The organism is Streptomyces sp. NPDC101165 (assembly GCF_044768135.1).
In the GTDB taxonomy this organism is placed as follows: Bacteria; Actinomycetota; Actinomycetes; order Streptomycetales; family Streptomycetaceae; genus Streptomyces.
Genome location: NZ_JBIWPG010000009.1, coordinates 85,544 through 110,687, shown reverse-complemented (window position 1 = coordinate 110,687; position 25,144 = coordinate 85,544). Strand labels below are relative to the sequence as shown.

Below are 25,144 nucleotides of genomic sequence, written 5' to 3'. Positions count from 1 at the left end.
GGGTGGGTGAGGGCCGTCGAGGTGCCGTGGGTTCGGCGCGTTCGGCACCACGGGAGCACCGATGGGGGTCGATCGCCGTTACGGCGGCGAAGTGACCGGCGCCCGGTGCGGAAGAAGCGACCGTCGGGCGGCGTAGAGGCGTTGTCCGGCCCTCGGTCGGACAACGCCCCTACGCCGAATCGCCGAAGGCTAGTGCGCCGCCGACTCCCAGTCCGGGCCCACACCCACCGAGACGTCGAGCGGGGCCCTCAGCTGGACCGCGTTCGCCATCTCGTGGCGGACGATCTCCTCGGTGGCCCTGCGCTCGCCGGGGGCGATCTCCAGGACGATTTCGTCGTGCACCTGGAGGAGCATGCGGGACTTGAGCTCCGCCTCGCGCAGGGCCCGGTGGACGTTGAGCATGGCGATCTTGACGATGTCGGCCGCCGTGCCCTGGATCGGCGCGTTCAGTGCCATGCGTTCGGCCGCCTCGCGGCGCTGACGGTTGTCGCTGTTGAGGTCGGGGAGGTAGCGGCGGCGCCCGAAGAGCGTCGCCGTGTAGCCCGTCGCCCGCGCCTCGTCGACCGCCCGGCGCAGATAGTCCCGGACGCCGCCGAAGCGCTCGAAGTAGGTGTCCATCAGGGCGCGTGCCTCGGCCGCCTCGATGTTCAGCTGCTGGGAGAGGCCGAAGGCGGAGAGGCCGTACGCCAGGCCGTACGACATGGCCTTGATCTTGCGGCGCATCTCCGCGTCCACCGCGTCCCGCTCGACCGAGAAGACCTGGGAGGCGACCGTGGTGTGCAGGTCCTCGCCGGAGGTGAACGCCTCGATCAGGCCCTCGTCCTCGGAGAGGTGGGCCATCACGCGCAGCTCGATCTGGCTGTAGTCGGCGGTCATCAGGGACTCGAAGCCCTCGCCGACCACGAAGCCGCGGCGGATCGCCCGGCCCTCGTCGGTGCGGACCGGGATGTTCTGCAGGTTCGGGTCCGTGGAGGACAGCCGGCCGGTCGCGGCCACCGTCTGGTTGAAGGTGGTGTGGATACGGCCGTCGCCGGCGACGGTCTTGATCAGGCCCTCGACCGTGACGCGGAGCTTCGCCTGCTCGCGGTGCCGGAGCATGATCACCGGCAGTTCGTTGTCGGTCTGGGTGGCGAGCCAGGCGAGGGCGTCGGCGTCGGTGGTGTAGCCGGTCTTGGTCTTCTTCGTCTTCGGCAGGGCCAGCTCGCCGAAGAGGACCTCCTGGAGCTGCTTCGGGGAGCCCAGGTTGAACTCGTGGCCGGCGGCCGCGTGTGCCTCCTTCACGGCCTGCCGCACGGCACCGGCGAACATCTGCTCCATCGCCTCGAGGTGCGCGCGGTCGGCGGCGATGCCGTGGCGCTCCATGCCGGCGAGCAGGGCGGAGGTGGGCAGCTCCATGTCCCGGAGGAGGTCGGCGGCACCGACCTCCTGGAGGCGGGCCTCGAAGGCCTCGCCCAGGTCGAGGACGGCGCGGGCCTGGATCATCAGCGCCTCGGCCTCGGCGCCGTCGTCCGCGCCGAAGGCTAGCTGGCCGTCGGCCGCGGCGGCGGGGGCCAGCTCGCGGTGCAGGTACTCCAGGGACAGCGCGTCCAGGTCGAAGGAGCGGCGGCCCGGCTTGACCAGGTAGGCGGCGAGGGCGGTGTCCATGGCGACGCCCTCGACGCTCCAGCCGTGCTCGGCGAGGACACGCATCGCGCCCTTGGCGCTGTGGAACACCTTGGCGCGGCCGGCGTCGGCCAGCCAGGCCGCGAACGCGTTCTCGTCGGTCTCGTCCAGCTCGGCGGGGTCGAACCAGGCGGCCGCTCCCCCGGCCGCTGCCAGGGCGACCTCGGCGACCGAGCCGGTGCCCAGGGCCCAGGTGTCGACCGTGGCGACGCCGAGGGTCCCGGTGCCGTGCTCGGCCAGCCAGGGGGCCAGCTCGCCGGCGCCGAGGATCTTGCCGTCCAGTTCCACGCCGTCCGCCGCGACCGGGGTGGTCTCGGCCTCCTCGGTGCCCGGGTCGACGGCGTAGAGACGCTCGCGCAGGGAGGGGTTGCGGATCTCCAGGGTGTCCAGGACCATCGCGACGGTCTTGCGGTCGTACGGGCCCCGCTCCAGGTCGGTGACCGTCTTCGGCAGCTCGACCTGGCGCTCCAGCTCGGTGAGGCGGCGGTTGAGCTTGACCGCCTCCAGGTGGTCGCGGAGGTTCTGCCCGGCCTTGCCCTTGACCTCGTCGACGCGCTCGACCAGCTCCGCGAACGAGCCGAACTGGTTGATCCACTTCGCGGCGGTCTTCTCGCCGACCCCGGGGATGCCGGGGAGGTTGTCGGACGGGTCGCCGCGCAGGGCCGCGAAGTCGGGGTACTGGACGGGTGTCAACCCGTACTTCTCGAAAACCTTCTCCGGGGTGAAGCGGGTCAGCTCCGAGACACCCTTCGTCGGGTACAGCACGGTCGTGTTCTCGGTGACCAGCTGGAAGGAGTCGCGGTCGCCGGTGACGATCAGCACCTCGAAGCCCTCGGCCTCGGCCTGGGTGGCGAGGGTGGCGATGATGTCGTCGGCCTCGAAGCCCTCGACGGCGAAGCGCGGCGCGTGCATGGCGTCGAGCAGCTCGCCGATCAGTTCGACCTGGCCCTTGAACTCGTCCGGGGTCTTCGAGCGGTTCGCCTTGTACTCGGTGAACTGCTCGGAGCGCCAGGTCTTGCGGGAGACGTCGAAGGCCACCGCGAAGTGCGTGGGGGCCTCGTCACGCAGGGTGTTGGCCAGCATCGACGCGAAACCGTAGATCGCGTTCGTGGGCTGGCCCGTCGCGGTCGTGAAGTTCTCCGCGGGCAGCGCGAAGAACGCGCGGTAGGCCAGCGAGTGCCCGTCCATGAGCATCAGCCGGGGACGGGTGCCGCCGGGGTTCTTGTCGGTCTTCTTCGATGCTGTCTCTGCCACGCCCCCGATCCTGCCACGCCCCACTGACACTCCGGGCCGCGGCGGGTTCGGCACCGCGCGCGGAACCCCACGGACACGGGCCGGAAGCCCGCGGATCCCGGCTGGAACCCCGCAGACCCCGGCGCAGGCATGGCGCCCGTCGCCCGGCAGGACCGGGGCTCATCGCTGTCGGTGCCCCGTGGGAGGATCGGAGGCGTACTTCTCATACGCAGTCGAAGGGGACCGTGCGATGGCGACCAAGCCGCCCAAGGGTGATCCGGTTCAGGACGCGCCGCAGGTCGCGGAGCCGAAGCACGCGGCGGCGGGGCTGCCCGCCATCGGGCACACCCTGCGCATCGCCCAGCAGCAGATGGGCGTGAAGCGCACCGCACTGACCCTGCTGCGGGTGAACCAGAAGGACGGCTTCGACTGCCCGGGCTGCGCCTGGCCGGAGCCGGACCACCGGCACAAGGCGGAGTTCTGCGAGAACGGCGCCAAGGCGGTCGCCGAGGAGGCCACCCTGCGCCGGGTCACCCCGGAGTTCTTCGCCGCGCACTCGGTGGCCGACCTGGCCACCAGGAGCGGGTACTGGCTGGGACAGCAGGGGCGGCTCACGCATCCCATGCATCTCCCCGAAGGCGGAGATCACTACGAGCCGGTGAGCTGGGAGCGTGCCTTCGACATCATCGCCGAGGAGATCTCCGCCCTCGGTTCCCCCGACGAGTCCGTCTTCTACACCTCGGGGCGGACCAGCAACGAGGCCGCGTTCCTGTACCAGCTCTTCGCGCGCGAGCTGGGCACGAACAACCTGCCCGACTGCTCGAACATGTGCCACGAGTCGTCCGGCTCGGCGCTCTCCGAGACGATCGGCATCGGCAAGGGCAGCGTCCTGCTGGAGGACCTGTACAAGGCCGACCTGATCGTCGTCGCGGGGCAGAACCCGGGGACGAACCACCCGCGCATGCTCTCGGCGCTGGAGAAGGCCAAGGCGAACGGCGCGCGGATCATCAGCATCAACCCGCTGCCCGAGGCCGGCCTGGAGCGGTTCAAGAACCCGCAGACCCCGCAGGGCATGCTCAAGGGCGCCGCCCTCACCGATCTGTTCCTGCAGATCCGCATCGGCGGCGACCAGGCCCTGTTCCGTCTCCTCAACAAGCTGATCCTGGAGAGCGAGGGCGCGGTCGACGAGGAGTTCGTCCGCGAGTACACGCACGGGTACGAGGAGTTCGCCGCGGCCGCGCGTGCCGCCGACTGGGACGAGACGCTCCGGGCGACCGGCCTGTCCCGCACGGAGATCGAGCAGGCCCTCGGCATGGTCCTCGCCTCCGAGCGGACCATCGTCTGCTGGGCGATGGGCCTCACCCAGCACAAGCACGCCGTCCCGACCATCCGCGAAGTGGTCAACTTCCTGCTCCTGCGCGGCAACATCGGCCGCCCGGGCGCGGGCGTGTGCCCGGTGCGCGGCCACTCCAACGTGCAGGGCGACCGCACGATGGGCATCTTCGAGCGGCCCGCCCCGGCCTTCCTGGACGCGCTGGAGAAGGAGTTCGGGTTCGCGCCCCCGCGCGAGCACGGATTCGACGTCGTGCGGGCGATCCGCGCGCTGCGGGACGGCGAGGCGAAGGTGTTCTTCGCCATGGGCGGCAACTTCGTCTCCGCCTCCCCCGACACGGACGTCACCGAGGCGGCCATGCGGCGCGCGCGGCTGACCGTGCACGTGTCGACCAAGCTCAACCGCTCGCACGTCGTCACGGGCGCGCGTGCCCTCATCCTGCCGACGCTCGGCCGCACGGAGCGCGATCTGCAGGTCGGCCCGAACGGGAAGAGCACGGAGCAGTTCGTCACGGTCGAGGACTCCATGGGCATGGTGCACGCCTCGCGCGGGCGGCTCGCGCCGGCGAGCCCGCAGCTGCTGTCCGAGCCCGCGATCGTGTGCCGGCTGGCGCGCCGGGTGCTCGGCGCGGACAGCAAGGTGCCGTGGGAGGAGTTCGAGAAGGACTACGCGACGATCCGCGACCGCATCGCGCGCGTGATCCCCGGTTTCGAGGACTTCAACGTGCGCGTGGCCCGCCCGGGCGGCTTCACGCTGCCGCACGCGCCGCGCGACGAGCGCCGCTTCCCGACCGCGACCGGCAAGGCGAACTTCACGGCGGCGCCGGTGGAGTACCCGGAGCTGCCCGAGGGCCGGCTGCTGCTGCAGACGCTGCGCTCGCACGACCAGTACAACACCACGATCTACGGTCTGGACGACCGCTACCGGGGCATCACCAACGGCCGCCGGGTGGTGCTGGTGAACCCTGAGGACGCGCGGGCCCTGGGGGTCACCGACGGGTCGTACGTGGACCTGGTGAGCGAATGGAAGGACGGCGTGGAGCGGCGGGCTCCCGGCTTCCGTGTCGTGCAGTACCCGACGACGCGGGGCTGCGCGGCGGCGTACTACCCGGAGACCAACGTGCTCGTGCCGCTGGACGCCACCGCCGACACCAGCAACACCCCGGCCAGCAAGTCCGTCGTGGTGCGCCTGGAGAGCGCGCTGGAGGGCCGCCCGGCGACCCGGCCGGAAGCCCGTCTGGAACAATCGGCGACCGACTGAGCGTTTGCTCAGCCAAGAGACAGGTGTACGACGAACGGAGCCGGGGCCATGGGCGAGCAGCAGCAGGTGAAATTCCCGCAGGACGTCATCGACGAGTACGCGGCGCTCGGTGTCGACCTGCCCGCGCTGTTCTCGGCGGGCCACCTCGGGACGCGGATGGGCGTGCAGATCCTGGAGGCATCGGCGGAGCGGGTCGTCGGCACGATGCCGGTGGAGGGCAACACCCAGCCGTACGGGCTGCTGCACGGAGGCGCGTCCGCGGTGCTGGCGGAGACGCTGGGCTCGGTCGGCTCCATGCTGCACGGCGGCAGCTCGAAGATCGCGGTCGGCGTGGACCTGAACTGCACGCACCACCGCGGGGCCCGCTCGGGCCTGGTGACGGGCGTGGCGACGCCGGTGCACCGGGGACGGTCGACGGCGACGTACGAGATCGTGATCAGTGACGAGGAGGGCCGCCGGGTGTGCAGTGCCCGGCTGACCTGCCTGCTGCGCGACGTGCGGGCCGGTGACGAGGCGCACGTCCGGCCCGCCGGCGACTGAGAGCGTCCCCGCCGCCCCGTTGCTCCCCCGCCGTCCCTCCCCTTAGCTTCGGCACATGGGACGGCATGGGGGCCCCCGGCCGGGGGTGAGGTTCCTGGTGTTCTCACTGGCGCTGCCGGCACTGCTGTGGACGACGAGCTGCGGCGGGGCGGACGGCGCCGGGCGAGGTGCGGGCGGCTCCGGCGGCCCCGGGCACTCGGCCCGCGGCCCGGCCGCCGCGTCCGCGTCGCCGGCCTCCGACGCGGAGCTGTGCGCGAGGATCGTCGCGCACTGGTCGCGGAAGGTGCTCGACAGCGGCACCTACGGCGACTACCAGTCCATGGGGCTGTCCAACGGGCAGTACGAGATCCTGCGCGACGTCGTGGACGCGGCGCGGGCGGCCGAGCGGCGCCAAGGGGCCGCTGCCGCCGATGAGTTGATCGGCCGTCAGGCCCACGAGTCCTGCGCCGAGCGGTACCGGCACGGAACCCCGAGCGGAGGTCCGTGGCGATGAGCGGCATCGGCCCCCTGGAGCCCGGCGAGGGTACGCAGGCGTGGGACACCGCGCCGCAAGCGCCCCGCGGCCGAAGGCACGCACTGATCTCGTCCCTGTACGCCCGCCACCGCCGGGCCGTCCTGGTCCTCGCCGCCGTCGCGCTCCTGCTCACGGGCGGCGGCTATCTCTACGCGACCCGCCCGCAGCAACCGCCACCGCCCCAAGTGCCGTACCCCGCCCAGGTGGTGACGATGTCGTACCTGCGCGAGCGGGCCACCCCGCCCGGTGCGCCGGCCCGCAGCTTCAGCTTCGAGGTGCTGTTGAAGGTGGAGTCGGGACCGCCGGTCACCGTGACCCGGGTGACCCAGCCGTACGCCGGCCTCGCGGTGGCCGCTACGCCACATGCCCCCATCCGGACAAAGGCAGGCGCTCCCCGCAAGATCACCATAACCATGCAAGTGACGGAATGCGGAAAGGTTCCGAAGGACGCCGGGATGCCTTTCCTGGAAGTAACTCTGCGTAATACGCGCGCAATCCAGATTCAGAGTTTCATCCTCGGCCCCCGCTACGCACAGCACCTCTCACACGCCCTGAAAGTCGCCTGCAGCAACAGTGGTGTGTAATCACCAAAACCCTCGAGACACCTGAACGGATCACGGTGAGTCCTGCGGGTTCTCACAATGCGGACGGGGCGAATCGGCCTGAATTCCGGCGTTCCCCCCACGGAGTACCGCTCTGCATTACCTCGTGTCATAACAAGAGCGTCACAGCATTGGTCAGACCCTCCTCCACGTTCCCCACACGCGCCTAGAGTCACGGCCAGTCACCGCGCAGTCGGATTCCCACTTCGGCCAGGCGCGAGCGGCTCGACCGTTTCCACGGGGATGCGGTCGTCGATCGGAAAGGACTGATCGTGCGTCAACGTTCGCTCATCGCCATCACCGCCGCCCTGGCGGCGGGTGCACTCACCCTCACCGCCTGCGGCTCGCGCGACAGCGGCGACAAGGGTTCGGACTCCGGCAACGGCGGCGGCACCACCGTCACCATCGGCGTCGACGCCCCGCTGACCGGCGACCTGTCCGCGCTCGGCCTGGGCATCCGCAACTCGGTGGACCTGGCGGCCAAGACGGCCAACAAGAAGAACTACGTCAAGGGCGTCACCTTCAAGGTCGAGGCCCTCGACGACCAGGCCCAGCCCTCCTCGGGTCAGACGAACGCCAGCAAGTTCGTCGGTGAGTCCGGCGTCCTCGGTGTGGTCGGTCCGCTGAACTCCTCCGTCGCCCAGTCGATGCAGAAGGTCTTCGACGACGCCAAGCTGGTCGAGGTCTCCCCGGCCAACACCAGCCCGGACCTGACCCAGGGTCCCGACTGGCGGAAGTCGAAGTCGCGCCAGTACAAGTCGTACTTCCGCACCGCGACCACGGACGCCATCCAGGGCCCGTTCGCCGCCCAGTACGTCTACAACAAGGCCAAGAAGACCAAGGCCTTCGTCATCGACGACAAGAAGACGTACGGCGCCGGCCTCGCCGGGACGTTCACCGACGAGTTCAAGAAGCTCGGCGGCAAGATCGTCGGCACCGAGCACATCAACCCCGACACCAAGGACTTCTCCGCGGTCGCCACCAAGGTGAAGAACTCCGGTGCCCAGGTGGTGTACTACGGCGGCGAGTACCCGCAGGCCGGTCCGCTCAGCAAGCAGATCAAGGCCGCCGGGTCCAAGATCCCGCTGGTCGGCGGTGACGGCATCTACGCCGACGACTTCATCAAGCTGGCCGGCGCCTCCGGCAAGGGTGACCTGGCCACCTCGGTCGGCGCGCCGGTCGAGACGCTCGACTCCGCCAAGGAGTTCGTCGCCAACTACAAGGCGGCGGGCTACAAGGAGGCGTACGCGGCGTACGGCGGTTACTCCTACGACTCCGCCTGGTCGATCATCGAGGCCGTGAAGAAGGTCGTCGACGACAACGGCGGCAAGCTGCCGTCCGACGCCCGCGCGAAGATCACCGCCGCGATGCAGAGCGTCTCCTTCGACGGTGTGACCGGCAAGGTCTCCTTCGACGAGTACGGTGACGCGACCAACAAGCAGCTCACCGTCTACTCCGTCACGGGCAGTGCCTGGAAGGCCGTGGAGTCCGGCACCTACAACGGCAGCTGACCCACACCCGCACCAGCCGAGCCGCGCGGGGCGCTGTTCCACAGGCGCCCCGCGCGGACTCGCATCCGGACACATCCGTCGAACTTTCCGAACGCTCGGAGGACATGCGGTGAACGAACTGCCGCAGCAGCTGGTCAACGGCCTGCTACTTGGATCCATGTACGGGCTGGTCGCCATTGGCTACACGATGGTCTATGGCATTGTCCAGCTCATCAACTTCGCCCACGGCGAGATATTCATGACCGGAGCGTTCGGCGCGCTCACGGTCTACGCCTACATCCTTCCCGACGGCACCTCGATGTGGGTGGCCCTGCCGCTCATGCTCGTCGGCGCCATCCTCGTCGCCGTCACGGTCGCCGTCGGAGCGGAACGGTTCGCCTACCGCCCTCTGCGCAGCGCACCCCGCCTCGCTCCCCTCATCACCGCCATCGGTCTCTCCCTCGCCCTCCAGCAGGCGGTGTGGGCCTGGTACCCGGGCGCCAAGTCCGCCCGTACCTTCCCGAGCATCCCCGGCGGGCCCTTCGAGATCGGCAACGTCACGATCCAGACCGGTGACATCTTCCTGGTCTGCGCGGCGCCGCTCAGCATGGCGTTCCTCGCCTACTTCGTGATGCGCACCCGTACCGGGCGCGGCATGCAGGCCACCGCCCAGGACCCGGACACCGCGAAGCTGATGGGCGTCAACACCGACCGCATCATCGTGATCGCGTTCGCCCTCGGTGCCACCTTCGCCGCCGTCGGATCCGTGGCCTACGGCCTCAAGTACGGCCAGATCGACTTCCGCATGGGCTTCATCCTCGGCCTGAAGGCGTTCACCGCGGCCGTCCTCGGCGGTATCGGCAACATCTACGGCGCCATGCTCGGCGGCCTCGTCCTCGGCGTCGCCGAGGCCCTGTCCACCGCCTACATCGCCGACATCCCCGGCATGGACAAGTTCGGCAGCCAGTCCTGGGCAGACGTCTGGGCGTTCGTACTCCTCATCCTCGTTCTGCTGTTCAGGCCCCAGGGTCTGCTCGGCGAACGCGTCGCGGACAGGGCGTGACACCGATGACCACACAGACCACCGCATCCGAGACCCCGAGCGCTCCCGCGGCCGCCCCGTCCGGCCTGATCGGCCTGCCCGCCCCGCTCGGCCGGGCCCTCGCCACCGGCGGCGGCGTCCTGACGATCCTCTCCACCTTCCTCGCCTGGACCTGGACCGCCGCGTTCCCCGGCGACCTCACCGTCTACGGCTACCCGGGCGGCCTTCAGGTCCTCGTCCTGATCGGCGGCATTCTCACCACCGCCTTCGGTCTCGCCTCCTACGGCGTCAAGGGCCTGAAGTGGCTGACCCCGGGCAGCGCCGACAGCGCCCTGAAGACGGCCGCGCTCGGCACCTTCGCCACCGCCTGGTACACGGTCATCGCCATCAGCGCCAAGCTGGGCGGTCTGGTGAACCTGGAGGCCGGCGGCTTCATCGTGGCCATCGCCACGCTGGCGGCCCTGGTCGGCGCGCTGGCCCTGCCGTACGAGCGGCCGGCTCCGGACCTCGCCGACCCGGACGACACCGGCCTGGAGAAGTTCCGCCACCAGTCCCGGCAGAACTGGAACAACTTCAAGGCGGCCTTCGCCGCCAAGGCCCCGGCGCCGGCCCCCAAGCTGCCCGCCTACGCCGAGATCCTCGTCATCATCGCGGCGATGGCGGTCGGTCTGATCGTCTTCACCTACGGCATCGGCACCGCGTACGACCAGCTGTTCATCGGCTTCCTCATCACCGCCGGCTTCGGCTTCGGCGCCCTCGCCAAGGCCGGGCTCGTGGCCCGGGTCTCGACGATCACCGCGCGCCACCGCAACATCACCATGACCGGTGCCTTCGCCGCCGCGGCCGCCTTCCCGTTCACCCAGTCCGACGACCAGTACGCGACGATCGGCGTCTACATCCTGATCTTCGCCACCGTCGCGCTCGGCCTGAACATCGTCGTCGGCCTCGCCGGCCTCCTCGACCTCGGTTACGTCGCCTTCCTCGGTGTCGGCGCCTACACCGCGGCCCTGGTCTCCGGCTCGCCGTCCTCGCCGCTGCACGTCAACCTGCCGTTCTGGGCCTCGGCGCTGTGCGGCGCGGCCGTCGCGATGGTCTTCGGTGTGCTGATCGGCGCCCCGACCCTGCGACTGCGTGGCGACTACCTCGCCATCGTGACCCTCGGCTTCGGTGAGATCTTCCGCATCACCGTCCTCAACATGGACGGCACCTCGGGCCCGGACGTCACCAACGGCTCCAACGGCATCTCCTCGATCCCGAACCTGAACATCCTCGGCTTCGACTTCGGCCAGGAGCACCAGTTCCTCGGCGCCACCGTCGGCCGGTTCGCGAACTACTTCCTGCTGATGCTGGTCATCACGCTCATCGTGGTCGTGGTGTTCCGGCGCAGCAGCGACTCCCGCATCGGCCGCGCCTGGATCGCCATCCGCGAGGACGAGACCGCCGCACTCGCCATGGGTATCAACGGCTTCCGGGTCAAGCTCATCGCGTTCGCCCTGGGCGCCTCCATGGCCGGCCTCGCCGGTTCCGTCCAGGCCCACGTCACGTACACGGTGACCCCGGAGCAGTACCAGTTCGCGCACGTCGTGCCGCCCAACTCGGCCTTCCTGCTGGCCGCGGTGGTCCTCGGCGGCATGGGCACCATCTCCGGTCCGCTGGTCGGTGCCGCGCTGCTGTACCTGATCCCGGCCAAGCTCCAGTTCCTGGGCGACTACCAGCTCTTCGCCTTCGGCGTCGCGCTCGTAATCCTGATGCGCTTCCGCCCCGAGGGCCTCATCCCCAACCGGCGCCGCCAGCTCGAATTCCACGAAGAGGCAGAAGCGCCCGCCGTCCTCAGCAAGGCAGGGGCGTGACCACCATGACCACCGACACCACCACCCAGGACGCCGCCCCCGGCGCTTCCGCCCCCGGCGAGGTCGTGCTCGACGCCCGCGGTGTCACGATGCGCTTCGGCGGTCTGACGGCCGTACGCAATGTCGACTTCACCGTCAACAGCGGCGAGATCGTCGGTCTGATCGGCCCCAACGGCGCCGGCAAGACCACGTTCTTCAACTGCCTCACCGGTCTGTACGTCCCCACCGAGGGCGAGGTCCGCTACAAGGGCCAGGTCCTGCCGCCGAAGTCCTTCAAGGTCACGGCGGCGGGCATCGCCCGTACCTTCCAGAACATCCGTCTGTTCGGCAACATGACGGTCCTGGAGAACGTGCTGGTCGGCCGGCACACCCGCACCAAGGAGGGCCTGTGGTCCGCGCTGCTGCGCGGCCCCGGCTTCCACAAGGCCGAGGCGGCCTCCCGCGCCCGTGCCATGGAACTCCTGCAGTTCGTGGGCCTGGAGGCGAAGGCCGAGCACCTCGCCCGCAACCTCCCCTACGGCGAGCAGCGCAAGCTGGAGATCGCCCGGGCGCTGGCCAGCGAGCCCGGCCTGCTGCTCCTGGACGAGCCGACCGCCGGTATGAACCCGCAGGAGACCCGGGCCACCGAGGAACTGGTCTTCGCCATCCGGGACAAGGGCATCGCCGTGCTCGTCATCGAGCACGACATGCGCTTCATCTTCAATCTCTGCGACCGCGTCGCCGTCCTCGTGCAGGGCCAGAAGCTCGTCGAGGGCGACAGCGCGACCGTCCAGGGCGACGAGCGGGTCGTCGCCGCGTACCTCGGCGAACCCTTCGAGAACGCTCCCGGCGACGAGGAGGTCGCCGAGGTCGAGGCGGCCGAGGCGCACGCCGAGGCCACGACGGACGCCGCGCCCGGCAAGGAGAACGACCGATGACCGCACTGCTCGAAGTAGAGGACCTGCGGGTCGCCTACGGCAAGATCGAGGCCGTCAAGGGCATCTCCTTCAAGGTCGAGGCCGGCGAGGTGGTCACCCTCATCGGCACCAACGGCGCCGGCAAGACCACCACCCTGCGCACGCTCTCCGGCCTGCTCAAGCCGGTCGGCGGGCAGATCAGGTTCAACGGCAAGTCGCTGAAGAAGATCCCGGCCCACCAGGTGGTCTCGCTGGGGCTCGCCCACTCCCCCGAGGGGCGGCACATCTTCCCGCGCATGACGATCGAGGACAACCTGCGCCTCGGTGCGTTCCTGCGGAGCGACAAGCCGGGCATCGAGAAGGACATCCAGCGCGCCTACGACCTCTTCCCCATCCTCGGGGAGCGCAGGAAGCAGGCGGCCGGCACCCTCTCCGGCGGTGAGCAGCAGATGCTGGCGATGGGCCGCGCCCTGATGTCCCAGCCGAAGCTGCTGATGCTGGACGAGCCGTCCATGGGTCTGTCGCCGATCATGATGCAGAAGATCATGGCGACGATCGCCCAGCTGAAGTCCCAGGGCACGACGATCCTGCTGGTCGAGCAGAACGCCCAGGCGGCGCTCTCGCTCGCCGACCAGGGCCATGTCATGGAGGTCGGCAACATCGTCCTGTCCGGCACGGGCCAGGACCTGCTGCACGACGAGTCGGTCCGCAAGGCGTACCTCGGCGAGGACTGACCGCCGGGGCACACGAAGAGGCCCGCGCCCCCTTCTCCGGGGCGCGGGCCTCTTCGTTCACGTGCAGAGTGTCAGGCCTTGTTCACGTGCGGGGTGTCAGGCCTTCTTCGTGGCCTTCTTCTCCTCGTTGTCCGCGATGACCGCCTCGGCGACCTGCTGCATCGACATCCGGCGGTCCATGGAGGTCTTCTGGATCCAGCGGAAGGCGGCGGGCTCGGTCAGCCCGTACTCGGTCTGCAGGACGGACTTCGCGCGGTCGACCAGCTTGCGGGTCTCCAGCCGCAGGGTGAGGTCGGCGACCTCCTGCTCCAGCTGCTTCAGTTCGGTGAAGCGGGAGACGGCCATCTCGATGGCCGGTACGACGTCGCTCTTGCTGAACGGCTTCACCAGGTAGGCCATGGCACCGGCGTCCCGGGCGCGCTCGACGAGGTCGCGCTGGGAGAACGCGGTGAGCATGAGGACCGGGGCGATGGACTCCTCGGCGATCTTCTCGGCCGCGGAGATGCCGTCCAGCTTGGGCATCTTCACATCGAGGATCACCAGGTCCGGCCGGTGCTCGCGGGCCAGCTCCACGGCCTGCTCCCCGTCCCCGGCCTCGCCGACGACGGTGTACCCCTCCTCCTCCAGCATCTCTTTCAGGTCGAGCCGGATCAGTGCCTCGTCCTCGGCGATGACGACACGGGTCGTCAGCGGAGGCACGTGCGACTTGTCGTCGTCGGGCGCGTCTACGGGCTGGGGCGACTCGGCGGTCACTGGGGCTCCTCGTTCAGGGCAGGGGTACTGCTGACAAGAGCCTACCTAGCTACGGTATGGTGGACGCGCGGAGGGTCGGGGGAAACCTTGGATTCTGCGAGCCCCGGTAGCCCAATTGGCAGCAGGCAACGGATTCAAAACCCGTACAGTGTCGGTTCGAGTCCGACCCGGGGCACTTTTCCTTGGATTCCAAGGTCACTGAATTGGCGGGGCCCCTCCGGACGAGGGGCCCTTTTCCGTTCCCTGGTCCCACTTTGGGTCCGCTATTTGGGACTGTCGTCCTCGCCGATGTGGTGCACCCGGACCATGTTGGTCGAGCCGGAGACACCGGGCGGGGAACCCGCCGTGATGACCACGACGTCGCCCTTCTGGCAGCGGCCGTACTTCAGCAGCAGCTCGTCCACCTGGTCGACCATGGCGTCCGTGGAGTCGACGTGCGGGCCGAGGAAGGTCTCCGCACCCCAGGTGAGGCTGAGCTGGGAGCGGGTGGCCTGCTCCGGGGTGAAGGCCAGCAACGGGATGGGCGAGCGGTAGCGGGACAGCCGGCGGGCCGTGTCTCCCGACTGGGTGAACGCCACCAGGAACTTCGCCCCGAGGAAGTCGCCCATCTCGGCCGCGGCCCGGGCGACGGCGCCGCCCTGGGTACGGGGCTTGTTCCGCTCGGTCAGCGGCGGCAGGCCCTTGGCGAGCAGGTCCTCCTCGGCGGCCTCGACGATCTTCGCCATGGTCCGCACGGTCTCGATCGGGTACTTGCCGACGCTGGTCTCGCCGGACAGCATCACCGCGTCCGTGCCGTCGATGACCGCGTTGGCGACGTCCGAGGCCTCGGCACGGGTCGGGCGGGAGTTGTCGATCATCGAGTCCAGCATCTGGGTGGCCACGATGACCGGCTTGGCGTTGCGCTTGGCGAGCTTGACGGCGCGCTTCTGCACGATCGGGACCTGCTCCAGCGGCATCTCCACACCCAGGTCGCCGCGCGCGACCATGATGCCGTCGAAGGCGGCGACGATGTCGTCGATGTTCTCGACCGCCTGCGGCTTCTCCACCTTGGCGATCACCGGGAGGCGGCGACCCTCCTCGCCCATGACGCGGTGGACGTCCGCGGCGTCCTTGCCGCTGCGCACGAAGGAGAGGGCGACGACGTCGAAGCCGGTGCGCAGCGCCCAGCGCAGGTCGTCCTCGTCCTTCTTGGAGAGGGCGGGCACGGAGACGGCGACGCCGGGGAGGTTCAGGCCCTTGTGGTCGGAGATGACGCCGCCCTCGATCACCCGGGTGTGGACCCGGGGGCCGTCGACGGCGGTGACCTCCAGGCAGACCTTGCCGTCGTCCACGAGGACGCGCTCACCCGGGGTGACATCGGCGGCGAGGCCGGCGTAGGTGGTGCCGCAGGCATGGCGGTCGCCCTCGACACCCTCCTCCACGGTGATGGTGAAGGAGTCGCCGCGTTCAAGGAGTACGGGGCCTTCGCTGAAGCGGCCGAGCCGGATCTTCGGACCTTGAAGGTCGGCGAGGATTCCGACGCTGCGACCGGTCTCGTCGGCCGCCTTTCGTACGTGCCGGTATCGCTCCTCGTGCTCGGCGTGAGTGCCGTGGCTGAGGTTGAAGCGGGCGACGTCCATTCCGGCCTCGACCAGTGCCTTGATCTGGTCGTACGAGTCGGTGGCGGGGCCCAGAGTACAGACGATCTTTGCTCGGCGCATGATTCGAGCCTAGGCCTTACCCGTCGGTAGAGAATCCGGGCCACATGACCACTCAACAACCTTTGAGTAAAGGGCTGTTGACAAGTGTTGAATTGTGCGGCAGCCCGCTCCTATGAGCGATTCTTTTCGGTCATAGCTTCTCCGTGCCCGGAATTCACAGCCGCGGTGGTACCAGTGTGAATTGGGCGCTGACCTGGGCGGTGACACGCAGTCGCGAGGGTTCCAGATCGAGAGGTTCGGCGGGCTCTGCCTCTTCGGCCATGCTCATGCGCCGGACACCCCGCGCGAAGGCGGCCCCGCCGCCCCGCGGTCGCTCGGCGCCGGTGTCGGCCAGTTCGACCAGAGCGGCGATCGAGGTGCCGAGGGCCTCGGCGTACTCCCGGGCCCGCTGGAGCGCCTCGCCGACCGCCCGCCGCCGGGCCTCGGCGTGCACCGGCGAGCCGGGGCGCAGGGACCACCAGGGGCCGTCGACCCGGGTCAGCTCCAAGTCGGCCAGGCGCGTGGTCAGTTCACCGAGGACGGTGAAGTCCGAGAATTCCGCGCCGAGGTGGACCCGGCCCTGGTAGCTGCGCACCCGCTCACCCCGGCCGCGCTCGGTGAGCTCCGGGGTGATGGAGAAGGCGCCGGTGGACAGCTCCTCCACCGCGTCCCCGTAGGACTTCACGAGGTCGAGGACGGCGGCGTTGCGCCGGGTGAGGTCGTCCAGGGTGGAGCGCCGGTCGCGGCCGCGGGCGGTCACGGTCACGCCGATGCGGGCGATCTCGGGCTCGACGTCGAGTTCGGCCTCGCCGCGGACCACGAGGAGAGGGGCGTCGGGGGTGCCGTACGGGACGGCCGACGGAGAGGTCATACGTCCCACTCTGTCACGCACCTCCCGCTTCGGCGGCCGGAGTTCACGCATCAGGTCACCAGATCGCAACCTCTTGGACCTGTTGCCGTCAGTCATGACCAGGTCAGAATCTACGCGCGTCGTTGACCATTCGCCGAGGAGACCGAGAGATGCCTTTGAACCGCCGGAAGTTCCTGAAGAAGTCCGCCGCGACGGGCGCGGGAGTCGCGATCGCCGGTGCGGCGGCGGCTCCGGCGGCCGAGGCGGCCGAGCAGCAGACGCCCGGGAAGCATGTGAAGCGCCACTCGCTCACCGTCATGGGCACCACCGACCTGCACGGCCACGTCTTCAACTGGGACTACTTCAAGAACGCGGAGTACACCGACAAGGCGGGCAACGCCCAGGGCCTGGCCCGGATCTCGACCCTGGTCGACCGGATCCGCGCGGAGAAGGGCCGCTGCAACACGCTGCTGCTGGACGCCGGCGACACGATCCAGGGCACCCCGCTGACGTACTACTACGCCAAGGTCGACCCGATCACCGCCAAGGGCGGCCCGGTGCACCCGATGGCGCAGGCGATGAACGCGATCGGGTACGACGCCGCGGCGCTCGGCAACCACGAGTTCAACTACGGCATCGAGACCCTGCGCAAGTTCGAGGACCAGCTGGACTTCCCGCTGCTCGGCGCCAACGCGGTCGACGCGAAGACGCTGCGGCCCGCCTTCCCGCCCTACTTCATCAAGACGTTCCACGTGCCGGGCGCCCGTCCGGTCAAGGTCGCCGTGCTCGGCCTGACCAACCCCGGCATCGCGATCTGGGACAAGGCGTACGTGCAGGGCAAGCTGGCGTTCCCGGGCCTGGAGGAGCAGGCCGCGAAGTGGGTGCCGAAGCTGAAGGCGCTCGGCGCGGACGTCGTCGTGGTGTCGGCGCACTCCGGGTCCTCCGGCACCTCGTCCTACGGTGACCAGCTGCCGTACGTGGAGAACGCGGCCGCCAACGTGGCCAAGCAGGTCCCGGACATCGACGCGATCCTCGTCGGGCACGCGCACGTGGAGATCCCGGAGCTGAAGGTCACCAACGATCAGACCGGGAAGACGGTCGTGCTGTCGGAGCCGCTGGCCTACGCGGAGCGGCTGTCCGTGTTCGACATCGAGCTGGTCTTCGAGAAGGGCCGGTGGACCGTCGAGTCCGTCTCCTCGAAGGTGCTCAACTCCAACTCGGTCGCCGACGACCCGAAGATCACCAAGCTGCTCAGCGACGAGCACGCGAAGGTCGTCACGTACGTGAACCAGGTCGTCGGGACCGCAACCGCGACCCTGACGACGGTCGAGGCCCGCTACAAGGACGCCCCGATCATCGACCTGATCACCAAGGTCCAGGAGGACGTGGTCAAGGCCGCGCTGGCGGGCACCGAGTACGCCTCGCTGCCGGTCATCGCGCAGGCCTCGCCGTTCTCCCGCACCTCCGAGATCCCGGCCGGCAACGTGACCATCCGGGACCTGTCGAGCCTGTACGTGTACGACAACACGCTGGTCGCCAAGCTGCTGACGGGCGCGCAGGTGCGGGCGTACCTGGAGTACTCGGCGGCGTACTACATCCAGACGGCCGCCGACGCCGCCGTCGACGTCGAGAAGCTGACCAACGAGGGCGGCCGTCCCGACTACAACTACGACTACGTCTCGGGCCTGTCGTACGACATCGACATCGCCCAGCCGGTCGGTTCGCGGATCAAGAACCTCACCTTCGACGGTGCCGCGCTGGACGACGCCCAGCAGTTCGTGTTCGCGGTGAACAACTACCGCGCCAACGGCGGCGGCGCCTTCCCGCACGTCGCGTCGGCCAAGGAACTGTGGTCGGAGTCGACGGAGATCCGCACCCGGATCGCCGAGTGGGTCACCACGAAGGGCGTCCTGGACCCGAAGGACTTCGCGTCCGTGGACTGGAAGCTCACGCGGAACGGCACGCCCGTCTTCTAAGCCGCACGAGCAGGGAACCGGCCTCCCGGGACCGGCCACGCACAGGATGCGTGTCACCGTCCCGGGGGGCCTTCTACCGTTCGTCCACCAGCGGGGTCAGCTGCGTCGCCTGCCTGGTCTGCGGCACCCGGGACTGCGGCTCCTGGAGTCCGTACGTGGTGAAGGACGTCCGGGTGGGCAGCGGGTACGGCTCCTTGCCCGTCAGGGAGTTGAGGATGGTGGCGCTGCGCCAGGCGGCGAGCCCCAGGTCGGGGGTGCCGACGCCGTGGGCGTGGAGCCCGGCGTTCTGGACGTACACCGACCCGGTGACCGAGGGGTCGAGAAGCAGCCGGAACGATCCCTCGATACGCGGGCGTTCGCTGCTGTCGCGGCGCATGTAGGGGTCGAGTCCCGCGAGGAGGCGGCCCAGCGGGCGCTCGCGGTAGCCGGTGGCGAGGACGACGGCGTCCGTGGTGAGCCGGGAACGGCTGCCCTGCTGGACGTGCTCCAGGTGGAGTTCGACCTTGGTGGTGGCGACCCGGCCGGCGGTACGGACGCGGACCCCGGGAGTCAGGACCGCGTCGGGCCAGCCTCCGTCCAGGGTGCGCCGGTACAGCTCGTCGTGGATGTCGGCGAGGGTGCCGGCGTCGATGCCCTTGTGCAGCTGCCACTGGGCGGCGACCAGCCGGTCGCGGACGGGTTCGGCGAGGGCGTGGAAGTAGCGGGTGTAGTCGGGCGTGAAGTGTTCCAGGCCGAGCTTGGAGTACTCCATCGGCGCGAACGCCTCGCTGCGGCCGATCCAGTGCAGCCTCTCGCGTCCGGCCGGGCGGTGGCGCAACAGGTCGAGGAAGACCTCGGCGCCGGACTGTCCGGAGCCGACGACGGTGACGTGCTCGGCGGCGAGCACGGTGGCGCGGTGGTCGAGGTAGTCGGCGGCGTGGACGACCGGGACGCCGGGCGCCTCGACGAGGGGCTGCAGCGGGTCGGGCACGTAGGGGGCGGTGCCCACGCCGAGGACGACGTTGCGGGTGTAGGTGCGGCCCAGCGCCTCGGCCTCGCCCTCGGCGTCGAGCTGGGTGAAGTCGACCTCGAACACGTCGCGTTCGGGGTTCCAGCGGACGGCGTCGACCTGGTGGCGGAAACGCAGCCCGGGGAGGTTCTCGGAGACCCAGCGGCAGTAGGCGTCGTACTCGGCACGCTGGATCTGGAAGCGCTCGGCGAAGTAGAAGGGGAAGAGCCGCTCGCGCGTCCTGAGGTAGTTGAGGAAGCTCCAGGGGCTGGTGGGGTCGGCGAGGGTCACCAGGTCGGCGAGGAACGGCACCTGGATGGTGGCGCCCTCGATGAGGAGGCCGGGGTGCCAGGCGAAGGCGTGGCGCTGTTCGTAGAAGACGGCGTCGAGTTCGGCGAGCGGGTGGGCGAGGGCGGCGAGGGAGAGGTTGCAGGGGCCGATGCCGATGCCGACCAGGTCGCGCGGGGACTCGGGCTCGTGGCGTGGAGGGATGGTCATCTGGGGGTCGTTCCTTCTACGAGTTTGACGAGCTGGGCCAGTTCGTCCGGCCGGGTGTGCGGGTTGAGGAAGGTGGCCTTGAGCCAGAGACGGTCGTCGAGCCGGGCGCGGCCGAGGACGGCCCGGCCCTCGTGCAGCAGCCTGCGGCGTACGGTGGCCACCGTGTCGTCGTCCGCGTCGACGGGCCGGAACAGGACCGTGCTGATGACGGGCCGGTCGTACAGCTCGAAGCCGGTGTGGCCCTGGACGAGCGCGGCGAACTCCCGCGCGCGGGCGCAGACCTGGTCGACCAGGGCGCCGAGCCCGCTGCGGCCCAGCGTCTTCAGGGTGACGGCGATCTTGAGGATGTCCGGGCGGCGGGTGGTGCGCAGGGAGCGGCCGAGCAGGTCGGGGAGTCCGGCCTCGGTGTCGTCGTCCGCGTTCAGGTAGTCGGCGCGCTGGTGCAGGGCGGCGAGGTCGCGGGGCCGGGCCACGGCGAGGAGGCCGGCTGCGGCCGGCTGCCAGCCGAGTTTGTGCAGGTCGAGGGTGACGGAGTGGGCGGCTTCGAGTCCGACGAGCTTGTCCCGCTGCCGGTCGCTGAAGGCGAGGCCGCCGCCGTAGGCGGCGTCGATGTGCAGGCGGGCACCGTGGGCGGTGCACAGGCCGGCGATCTCGGGCAGCGGGTCGATGAGCCCGGCGTCGGTGGTGCCGGCGGTGGCGGCGACCAGCAGCGGGCCGGAGAGCGCGGTGAGGGCCGCGTCCAGGGCGGCCGGGTCGAGGATGCCGCCCGGGGCGGGGACGACGACCGGCTCGGGCAGGCCGAGCAGCCAGGCGGCGCGGGGCAGCGAGTGGTGGGCGTTGGCCCCGCAGACCAGCTGGACGCTGCCGCCGTGGGCCTCGCGGGCGAGCAGCAGGGCGAGCTGGTTGGACTCGGTGCCGCCGGTGGTGACCACGGCGTCGGCGAGACCGATCTCCTGGGCGAGGGCTCGGGTGACCTCGGCTTCCAGCGCGGAGGCCGCCGGGGCCTGGTCCCAGGAGTCCAGGGACGGGTTGAGGACGCCGGCGGCGAGGTCGGCGGCGGTGGCGACGGCGAGCGGCGGGCAGTGCAGATGGGCCGCGCACAGCGGGTCGGCGGGGTCGGCGGCGCCCTCGGCGAGGGCGTGCACGAGGGCGCGCAGCGCGTCGGGGTCGCCGTCGTCCGGCAGGACGTCCCCGAGGGCGTCGGCGATCCGTGCGGCGACGGCCTCGGGCCCGCCGGCCGGCAGCGGTCCGCCGCGGGCCCGGGCACCGCTTGCGAGCGCGTCCATGACGGTGTCCAGGAGCGGCCGCAGGGCTCCGGGGCCGTCGGGTCCTGAGGCGAGGGGCGGCATGCTCATGGGCTCTCCTGGGGCGCGGGGACATGGGGGCGACCATGGGGGCTTCCGGCTGGTGCAGGGACCTCTGTACGGCTGTACGGCGTCTTCCAGTTTGTACGGGAAGAGTCCCACGCGTCCGGAAAGCCCAACGATCGGAACCCGAAAGTGGGTACTGCCGTACGGGGAAAACGCGTTGGAGTGGGATGACCTGCGGCTGACGTCGGTCGGGTGGTTGACGCGTGGGTGATCGACGTACCCGGTGAGCGGGTGGCGGCCACGGTCCCGGCCGGCACTCCGGTGAGCGCTTCCTGGAGCGCCTCGGCTTCAACGTGACCGCCCCTGCTCCCGCCCGGCCGAGGTGGACAATCGGCGGGCGGGGCGAGGCGAAGGGGACGTACGGCGGGCTGAGTTGAGGTTCTAGACGCCTCGGAAGTCGTCCACGTGATCCTGTGCCCACTGGTCGAAGGTGCGCGCCGGAGTGCCCGTGACGTCCTCGACCGTGGTGGTGATCTCGGGGGGTACGCCCACCGTGGCGGCGAAGCTCTTCAGCAAGGGCTGGACGAACTCCGGCGGGGCGTGCGGGAACAGCTTGGGTCCCGCTTCTTCCGGGGACACTTCGACGAAGGTCAGATCGCGGCCCACCGCCCGGCCGATCGCGGCGATCTGGTCGGTGTTGGTGGTCGCCCCGGGCCCGGTGAGACGGTGGACGGCGCCTTCGTGTCCGTCGTCCAGCAGGGCGCGTTCGGCCACGGCGGCGATGTCGTCCTCGTGGATGGGCGCCGTGAGCATGCCCGCGAAGACACCGTGGACGGTGTTGCCGGCACGGATCTGCGGCGCCCACTGCAACGCGTTGGTGGCGAAGGCGTTGGGGCGCAGGAACGTCCACTCCAGGCCGCTGTCGCGGACCTGCCGCTCGGCGGTGGCGTGCATGACGTGGATGGGATGGGTCTCGTCGGCGCCCTCCTGGATGATCCCGGAAGAGAGCAGCACGACGTGGCGCACCCCGGCCGTGCGCGCGGCCGCCAGCAGGGCGGCGGTCCGCTCGCCGCCCGCCTGGACGTACAGGAAGAGCTTGCTCGCTCCCTCGAAGAGGGCGGCGGGCTCCTCCGGCGCGAACGTCACCACCTCGGCCTGCCGGGGCAGACCCGCGCGCTCGGGGTCGCGGGTCAGTGCCCGTACCGGCCGGCCGGCGGCGACGAGACGCTCGACGAGGGCACGGCCGACGTTGCCGGTCGCACCGGTGACTACGATCACGGGTTGCCTCCTGGGCTCGGGTTGATCGTCCTGGTCGTCCTTGGCCCTCCGAGCCTAGGAAGGACGATCGGCCCTCCGCATCGTCGTCAGGGACCAGCCGCCCCGGCCGCGCCCTACGTTCCCGGCCCTACTCCCCCCGTACCCGCAACGCCCGGGCCAGGTCGTCCAGTTCGTCGACCAGCTTGCGGCGGAGGGCGACGACCGGGTCGGCCTCGTTCAGGCAGGCCTCGCCGAGGGCGAGGGTCTCCGCGTCGACGGCGTGGTGCGGGAAGGCCCAGCGTCCGGCGGCGACGGCGATGGCGGGGCCGCGGCGGGCGGCGAGGGCGACCACGTCCTCGTAGTAGCGCGGCACGTACTCGCGTACCAGGTCGGCCTGTTCGGGCTGCCAGAAGCCCCGCGCGGTGGCCGTGAACAGGTAGTTGGAGAGCTCGTCCGTGACGAACATCGACTCCCAGGCCGCGCGCTTGGCCTCGGGGTCGGGCAGGGCGGCGCGGCAGGTGGCGGCGCCCTCCCGGCCGGTGGCGGACGGGTCGCGCTCCAGCTCGGCGGCGATGGCGGCCTCGTCGGTGGCGCCGAGCACGGCGAGCCGGACGAGGATGCGCCAGCGCAGCTCGGGGTCGAGTTCCGGCCCGCCGGGCACCGTGCCGTCGGCGAACCAGGCGGCGATGGTGTCGGGGTGGGCGGCGACGTCGATGAAGTGCCGTACGGCGACCAGGCGCAGGCCGGGGTTGTCGCCGTCCTCGGTGCGGCGCAGCAGGTCGCGGCAGAGGGAGCTGAGGGTGGCGAGGGCGGCCGGGCGGTCCTCGGGGCGCAGGAAGCGGTCGGCGACGTAGGTGGAGGCGAACGCGAGGACACCCTGGACGAGGGCCAGGTCGGTCTCCAGCGGGAGGTGGGCGCGGGCCGTCTCCAGATAGGCCTGGGGCGGAAGTTCGCCGTCGCGGACGGCGTCCCTGAGGGCGTTCCACACCACCGCGCGGGTGAGCGGGTCGGGCAGCCCGGACAGGCCCGTGCGGACCGCCTCGAAGGAGTCGGCGTCGAAGCGGACCTTGGCGTAGGTCAGGTCGCCGTCGTTGAGCAGGAGCAGCGCGGGGCGCTTGCCGATGGGCTGCGGGGCGGTCTGCGGGACGTCGAGGTCGATGCGCTCGCGCAGGGTGAGACGGCCCTCGTCGCCGAGGTCGCGGTCGTAGAGGCCGGCGGTGACGCGGTGCGGGCGGCTGCCCGCGCGGTCGACGGTCAGGGCGAAGGAGCCGTCGACGGACTTGATCGCCGGGGTGAGCGTGTCGACACCGGTGGTGCGCAGCCAGGCGTCGGCCCAGGCGTGCACGTCGCGCTCGGTGGCCGCGGCGAGGGAGTCGATGAAGTCGGCGAGGGTGGCGTTGGCGAACCGGTGCCGCTTGAAGTGGATGTTGATGCCGGCGAGGAAGTCCTTCTCCCCGAGCCAGGCCACCAGCTGGCGCAGCGCGGAGGCGCCCTTGGCGTAGGAGATGCCGTCGAAGTTGAGCAGGGCGGCGGCGGTGTCGTCGACCGCCTCGGGGGCGACGGGGTGGGTGGAAGGACGCTGGTCGGCGTCGTAGCCCCAGGCCTTGCGGGCGACCCCGAAGTCGGTCCAGGTGTCGGTGAAGCGGGTGGCCTCGGCGGTGGTCTGGTAGCCCATGTACTCGGCGAAGGACTCGTTCAGCCAGATGTCGTCCCACCACTTGAGGGTCACGAGGTCGCCGAACCACATGTGGGCCATCTCGTGGGCGATGACCATGGCGCGGGTCTGCCGCTCGGTTTCGGTGACGGCCGAGCGGAAGACGAACTCGTCGCGGAAGGTGACCAGTCCGGGGTTCTCCATGGCACCGGCGTTGAACTCGGGGACGAACGCCTGGTCGTAGGAGTCGAAGGGGTAGGGCTCCTCGAACTTCTCGTGGTAGCGGTCGAAGCACGCGCGCGTGACCTCGAAGATCTCCTCGGCGTCGGCCTCGAGGTGGGGCGCGAGGGAGCGGCGGCAGTGGATACCGAAGGGCAGGCCGCGGTGCTCGCTGCGCACGGAGTGCCAGGGGCCTGCGGCGACGGCGACGAGGTAGGTGGAGATCAGCGGGGTCGGGGCGGCCCGCCAGCGGCCCTCGCCGAGGTGCTCGGTGATGCCGTTGGCGAGGACGTTCCAGCCGTCGGGCGCCGTGACGGTGAGCTCGAAGACGGCCTTCAGGTCGGGCTGGTCGAAGGCGGCGAAGACCCTCTGGACGTCGTCCAGGAACAGCTGGGTGTAGACGTACGTCTCGCCGTCGGTGGGGTCGGTGAAGCGGTGCATGCCCTCGCCGGTGCGGGAGTAGGGCATGACCGCTTCGACCCGCAGTTCGTGCTCGCCGGCGGTGAGGTTCTTCAGCGGCAGCCGTTCGTCCTGGAAGGTCTCCGGGTCGAGGGGCTGTCCGTCCAGCGTGACCGTGCGCAGCTCGGTGGGCTTCAGCTCGACGAACGTGTCCCCGTCGGTCCGCGCGGTGAACCTGATCACGGTACGGGAGTCGAAGGTCTCGTCCCCCGTGGTGAGGTCGAGTTCGATCGAGTAACGATGGACGTCGAGGAACTGTGCTCGGAGCTGCGCTTCGTCGCGCGTGATGACGGACATGCAGGCCATGCTGCCCGATGCCGCCGACAGCGCACAGGGGTGGATCGG

General features: G+C 70.3%; 18 protein-coding genes and 1 tRNA gene. 11 read left to right on the top strand and 8 right to left on the bottom strand.

The features are described from left to right. Positions 1 to 189: 189 nt before the first annotated feature. The gene (polA, locus tag ACIRVH_RS20520) at positions 190 to 2,916 is read right to left on the bottom strand and encodes a DNA polymerase I (RefSeq protein ID WP_403955200.1); all 2,727 of its coding nucleotides are present in this window, start codon (positions 2,914 to 2,916) and stop codon (positions 190 to 192) included. A gap of 229 nt (positions 2,917 to 3,145) precedes the next feature. Between polA and ACIRVH_RS20515 the strand changes: the two genes are divergently transcribed. The 9 genes from ACIRVH_RS20515 to ACIRVH_RS20475 all read left to right on the top strand — a co-directional run bounded on the left by ACIRVH_RS20515 (position 3,146) and on the right by ACIRVH_RS20475 (position 13,156). Continuing rightward, positions 3,146 to 5,488 carry an FdhF/YdeP family oxidoreductase gene (locus ACIRVH_RS20515; RefSeq protein ID WP_403955197.1) on the top strand — a complete coding sequence of 781 codons (2,343 nt, stop codon included), beginning with the start codon at positions 3,146 to 3,148 and terminating at the stop codon, positions 5,486 to 5,488. A gap of 48 nt (positions 5,489 to 5,536) precedes the next feature. Beyond that, positions 5,537 to 6,028, top strand: a complete 492-nt coding sequence (locus tag ACIRVH_RS20510; RefSeq protein WP_403955194.1) for a hotdog fold thioesterase — start codon at positions 5,537 to 5,539, stop codon at positions 6,026 to 6,028. A 55-nt stretch (positions 6,029 to 6,083) separates the two neighbouring features. Next, on the top strand, positions 6,084 to 6,521 hold the full coding sequence (locus tag ACIRVH_RS20505) for a hypothetical protein (protein ID WP_403955191.1): 438 nt from the start codon (positions 6,084 to 6,086) through the stop codon (positions 6,519 to 6,521). After that, positions 6,518 to 7,126 carry a Tat pathway signal sequence domain protein gene (locus ACIRVH_RS20500; protein ID WP_403955189.1) on the top strand — a complete coding sequence of 203 codons (609 nt, stop codon included), beginning with the start codon at positions 6,518 to 6,520 and terminating at the stop codon, positions 7,124 to 7,126. The genes ACIRVH_RS20505 and ACIRVH_RS20500 overlap by 4 nt, the downstream gene beginning before the upstream one ends. Before the next feature lie 290 nt (positions 7,127 to 7,416). After that, positions 7,417 to 8,655, top strand: coding sequence for a branched-chain amino acid ABC transporter substrate-binding protein (locus ACIRVH_RS20495; RefSeq protein WP_403955188.1), 1,239 nt, complete (start codon positions 7,417 to 7,419; stop codon positions 8,653 to 8,655). A gap of 109 nt (positions 8,656 to 8,764) precedes the next feature. Next, positions 8,765 to 9,697 carry a branched-chain amino acid ABC transporter permease gene (locus tag ACIRVH_RS20490; protein ID WP_403955185.1) on the top strand — a complete coding sequence of 311 codons (933 nt, stop codon included), beginning with the start codon at positions 8,765 to 8,767 and terminating at the stop codon, positions 9,695 to 9,697. 5 nt (positions 9,698 to 9,702) lie between these two features. Then, positions 9,703 to 11,526: a branched-chain amino acid ABC transporter permease gene (locus tag ACIRVH_RS20485; RefSeq protein ID WP_403955183.1), complete on the top strand. Its 1,824-nt coding sequence runs from the start codon at positions 9,703 to 9,705 to the stop codon at positions 11,524 to 11,526. Positions 11,527 to 11,531: 5 nt separating this feature from the next. After that, positions 11,532 to 12,443 carry an ABC transporter ATP-binding protein gene (locus ACIRVH_RS20480; protein WP_403955180.1) on the top strand — a complete coding sequence of 304 codons (912 nt, stop codon included), beginning with the start codon at positions 11,532 to 11,534 and terminating at the stop codon, positions 12,441 to 12,443. Next, complete coding sequence (locus tag ACIRVH_RS20475; protein WP_403955178.1) at positions 12,440 to 13,156, top strand: ABC transporter ATP-binding protein; 717 nt, start codon at positions 12,440 to 12,442, stop codon at positions 13,154 to 13,156. Before ACIRVH_RS20480 ends, ACIRVH_RS20475 begins: the two co-directional genes overlap by 4 nt. A gap of 96 nt (positions 13,157 to 13,252) precedes the next feature. On the opposite strand, the gene ACIRVH_RS20470 is transcribed toward ACIRVH_RS20475, so the two are convergent. Further along, complete coding sequence (locus ACIRVH_RS20470) at positions 13,253 to 13,909, bottom strand: ANTAR domain-containing response regulator (RefSeq protein WP_403955175.1); 657 nt, start codon at positions 13,907 to 13,909, stop codon at positions 13,253 to 13,255. Between the two features lie 100 nt (positions 13,910 to 14,009). Here ACIRVH_RS20470 and ACIRVH_RS20465 point away from each other — a divergent pair. Further along, positions 14,010 to 14,084, top strand: a tRNA-Leu gene (locus ACIRVH_RS20465). 88 nt (positions 14,085 to 14,172) lie between these two features. Here ACIRVH_RS20465 and pyk read toward each other — a convergent pair. After that, on the bottom strand, positions 14,173 to 15,609 hold the full coding sequence (pyk, locus tag ACIRVH_RS20460) for a pyruvate kinase (protein WP_403955172.1): 1,437 nt from the start codon (positions 15,607 to 15,609) through the stop codon (positions 14,173 to 14,175). A 154-nt stretch (positions 15,610 to 15,763) separates the two neighbouring features. Then, positions 15,764 to 16,459 carry an SIMPL domain-containing protein gene (locus ACIRVH_RS20455; RefSeq protein ID WP_403955169.1) on the bottom strand — a complete coding sequence of 232 codons (696 nt, stop codon included), beginning with the start codon at positions 16,457 to 16,459 and terminating at the stop codon, positions 15,764 to 15,766. Between the two features lie 149 nt (positions 16,460 to 16,608). On the opposite strand from ACIRVH_RS20455, the gene ACIRVH_RS20450 reads away from it, so the two are divergent. Beyond that, positions 16,609 to 18,414: a bifunctional metallophosphatase/5'-nucleotidase gene (locus tag ACIRVH_RS20450; protein WP_403955166.1), complete on the top strand. Its 1,806-nt coding sequence runs from the start codon at positions 16,609 to 16,611 to the stop codon at positions 18,412 to 18,414. 73 nt (positions 18,415 to 18,487) lie between these two features. Here the strand turns inward: ACIRVH_RS20450 and ACIRVH_RS20445 are convergent, their stop codons facing one another. The 4 genes from ACIRVH_RS20445 to pepN all read right to left on the bottom strand — a co-directional run bounded on the left by ACIRVH_RS20445 (position 18,488) and on the right by pepN (position 25,096). Continuing rightward, positions 18,488 to 19,900 (bottom strand): lysine N(6)-hydroxylase/L-ornithine N(5)-oxygenase family protein, encoded by a 1,413-nt coding sequence (locus ACIRVH_RS20445; RefSeq protein ID WP_403955164.1) that lies wholly within the window; start codon positions 19,898 to 19,900, stop codon positions 18,488 to 18,490. After that, the gene (locus ACIRVH_RS20440; RefSeq protein ID WP_403955161.1) at positions 19,897 to 21,255 is read right to left on the bottom strand and encodes a pyridoxal phosphate-dependent decarboxylase family protein; all 1,359 of its coding nucleotides are present in this window, start codon (positions 21,253 to 21,255) and stop codon (positions 19,897 to 19,899) included. Before ACIRVH_RS20440 ends, ACIRVH_RS20445 begins: the two co-directional genes overlap by 4 nt. Before the next feature lie 396 nt (positions 21,256 to 21,651). Then, positions 21,652 to 22,488 (bottom strand): NAD(P)H-binding protein, encoded by an 837-nt coding sequence (locus ACIRVH_RS20435; RefSeq protein ID WP_403955158.1) that lies wholly within the window; start codon positions 22,486 to 22,488, stop codon positions 21,652 to 21,654. 127 nt (positions 22,489 to 22,615) lie between these two features. After that, positions 22,616 to 25,096, bottom strand: a complete 2,481-nt coding sequence (pepN, locus tag ACIRVH_RS20430; protein WP_403955155.1) for an aminopeptidase N — start codon at positions 25,094 to 25,096, stop codon at positions 22,616 to 22,618. Positions 25,097 to 25,144 lie beyond the last annotated feature (48 nt).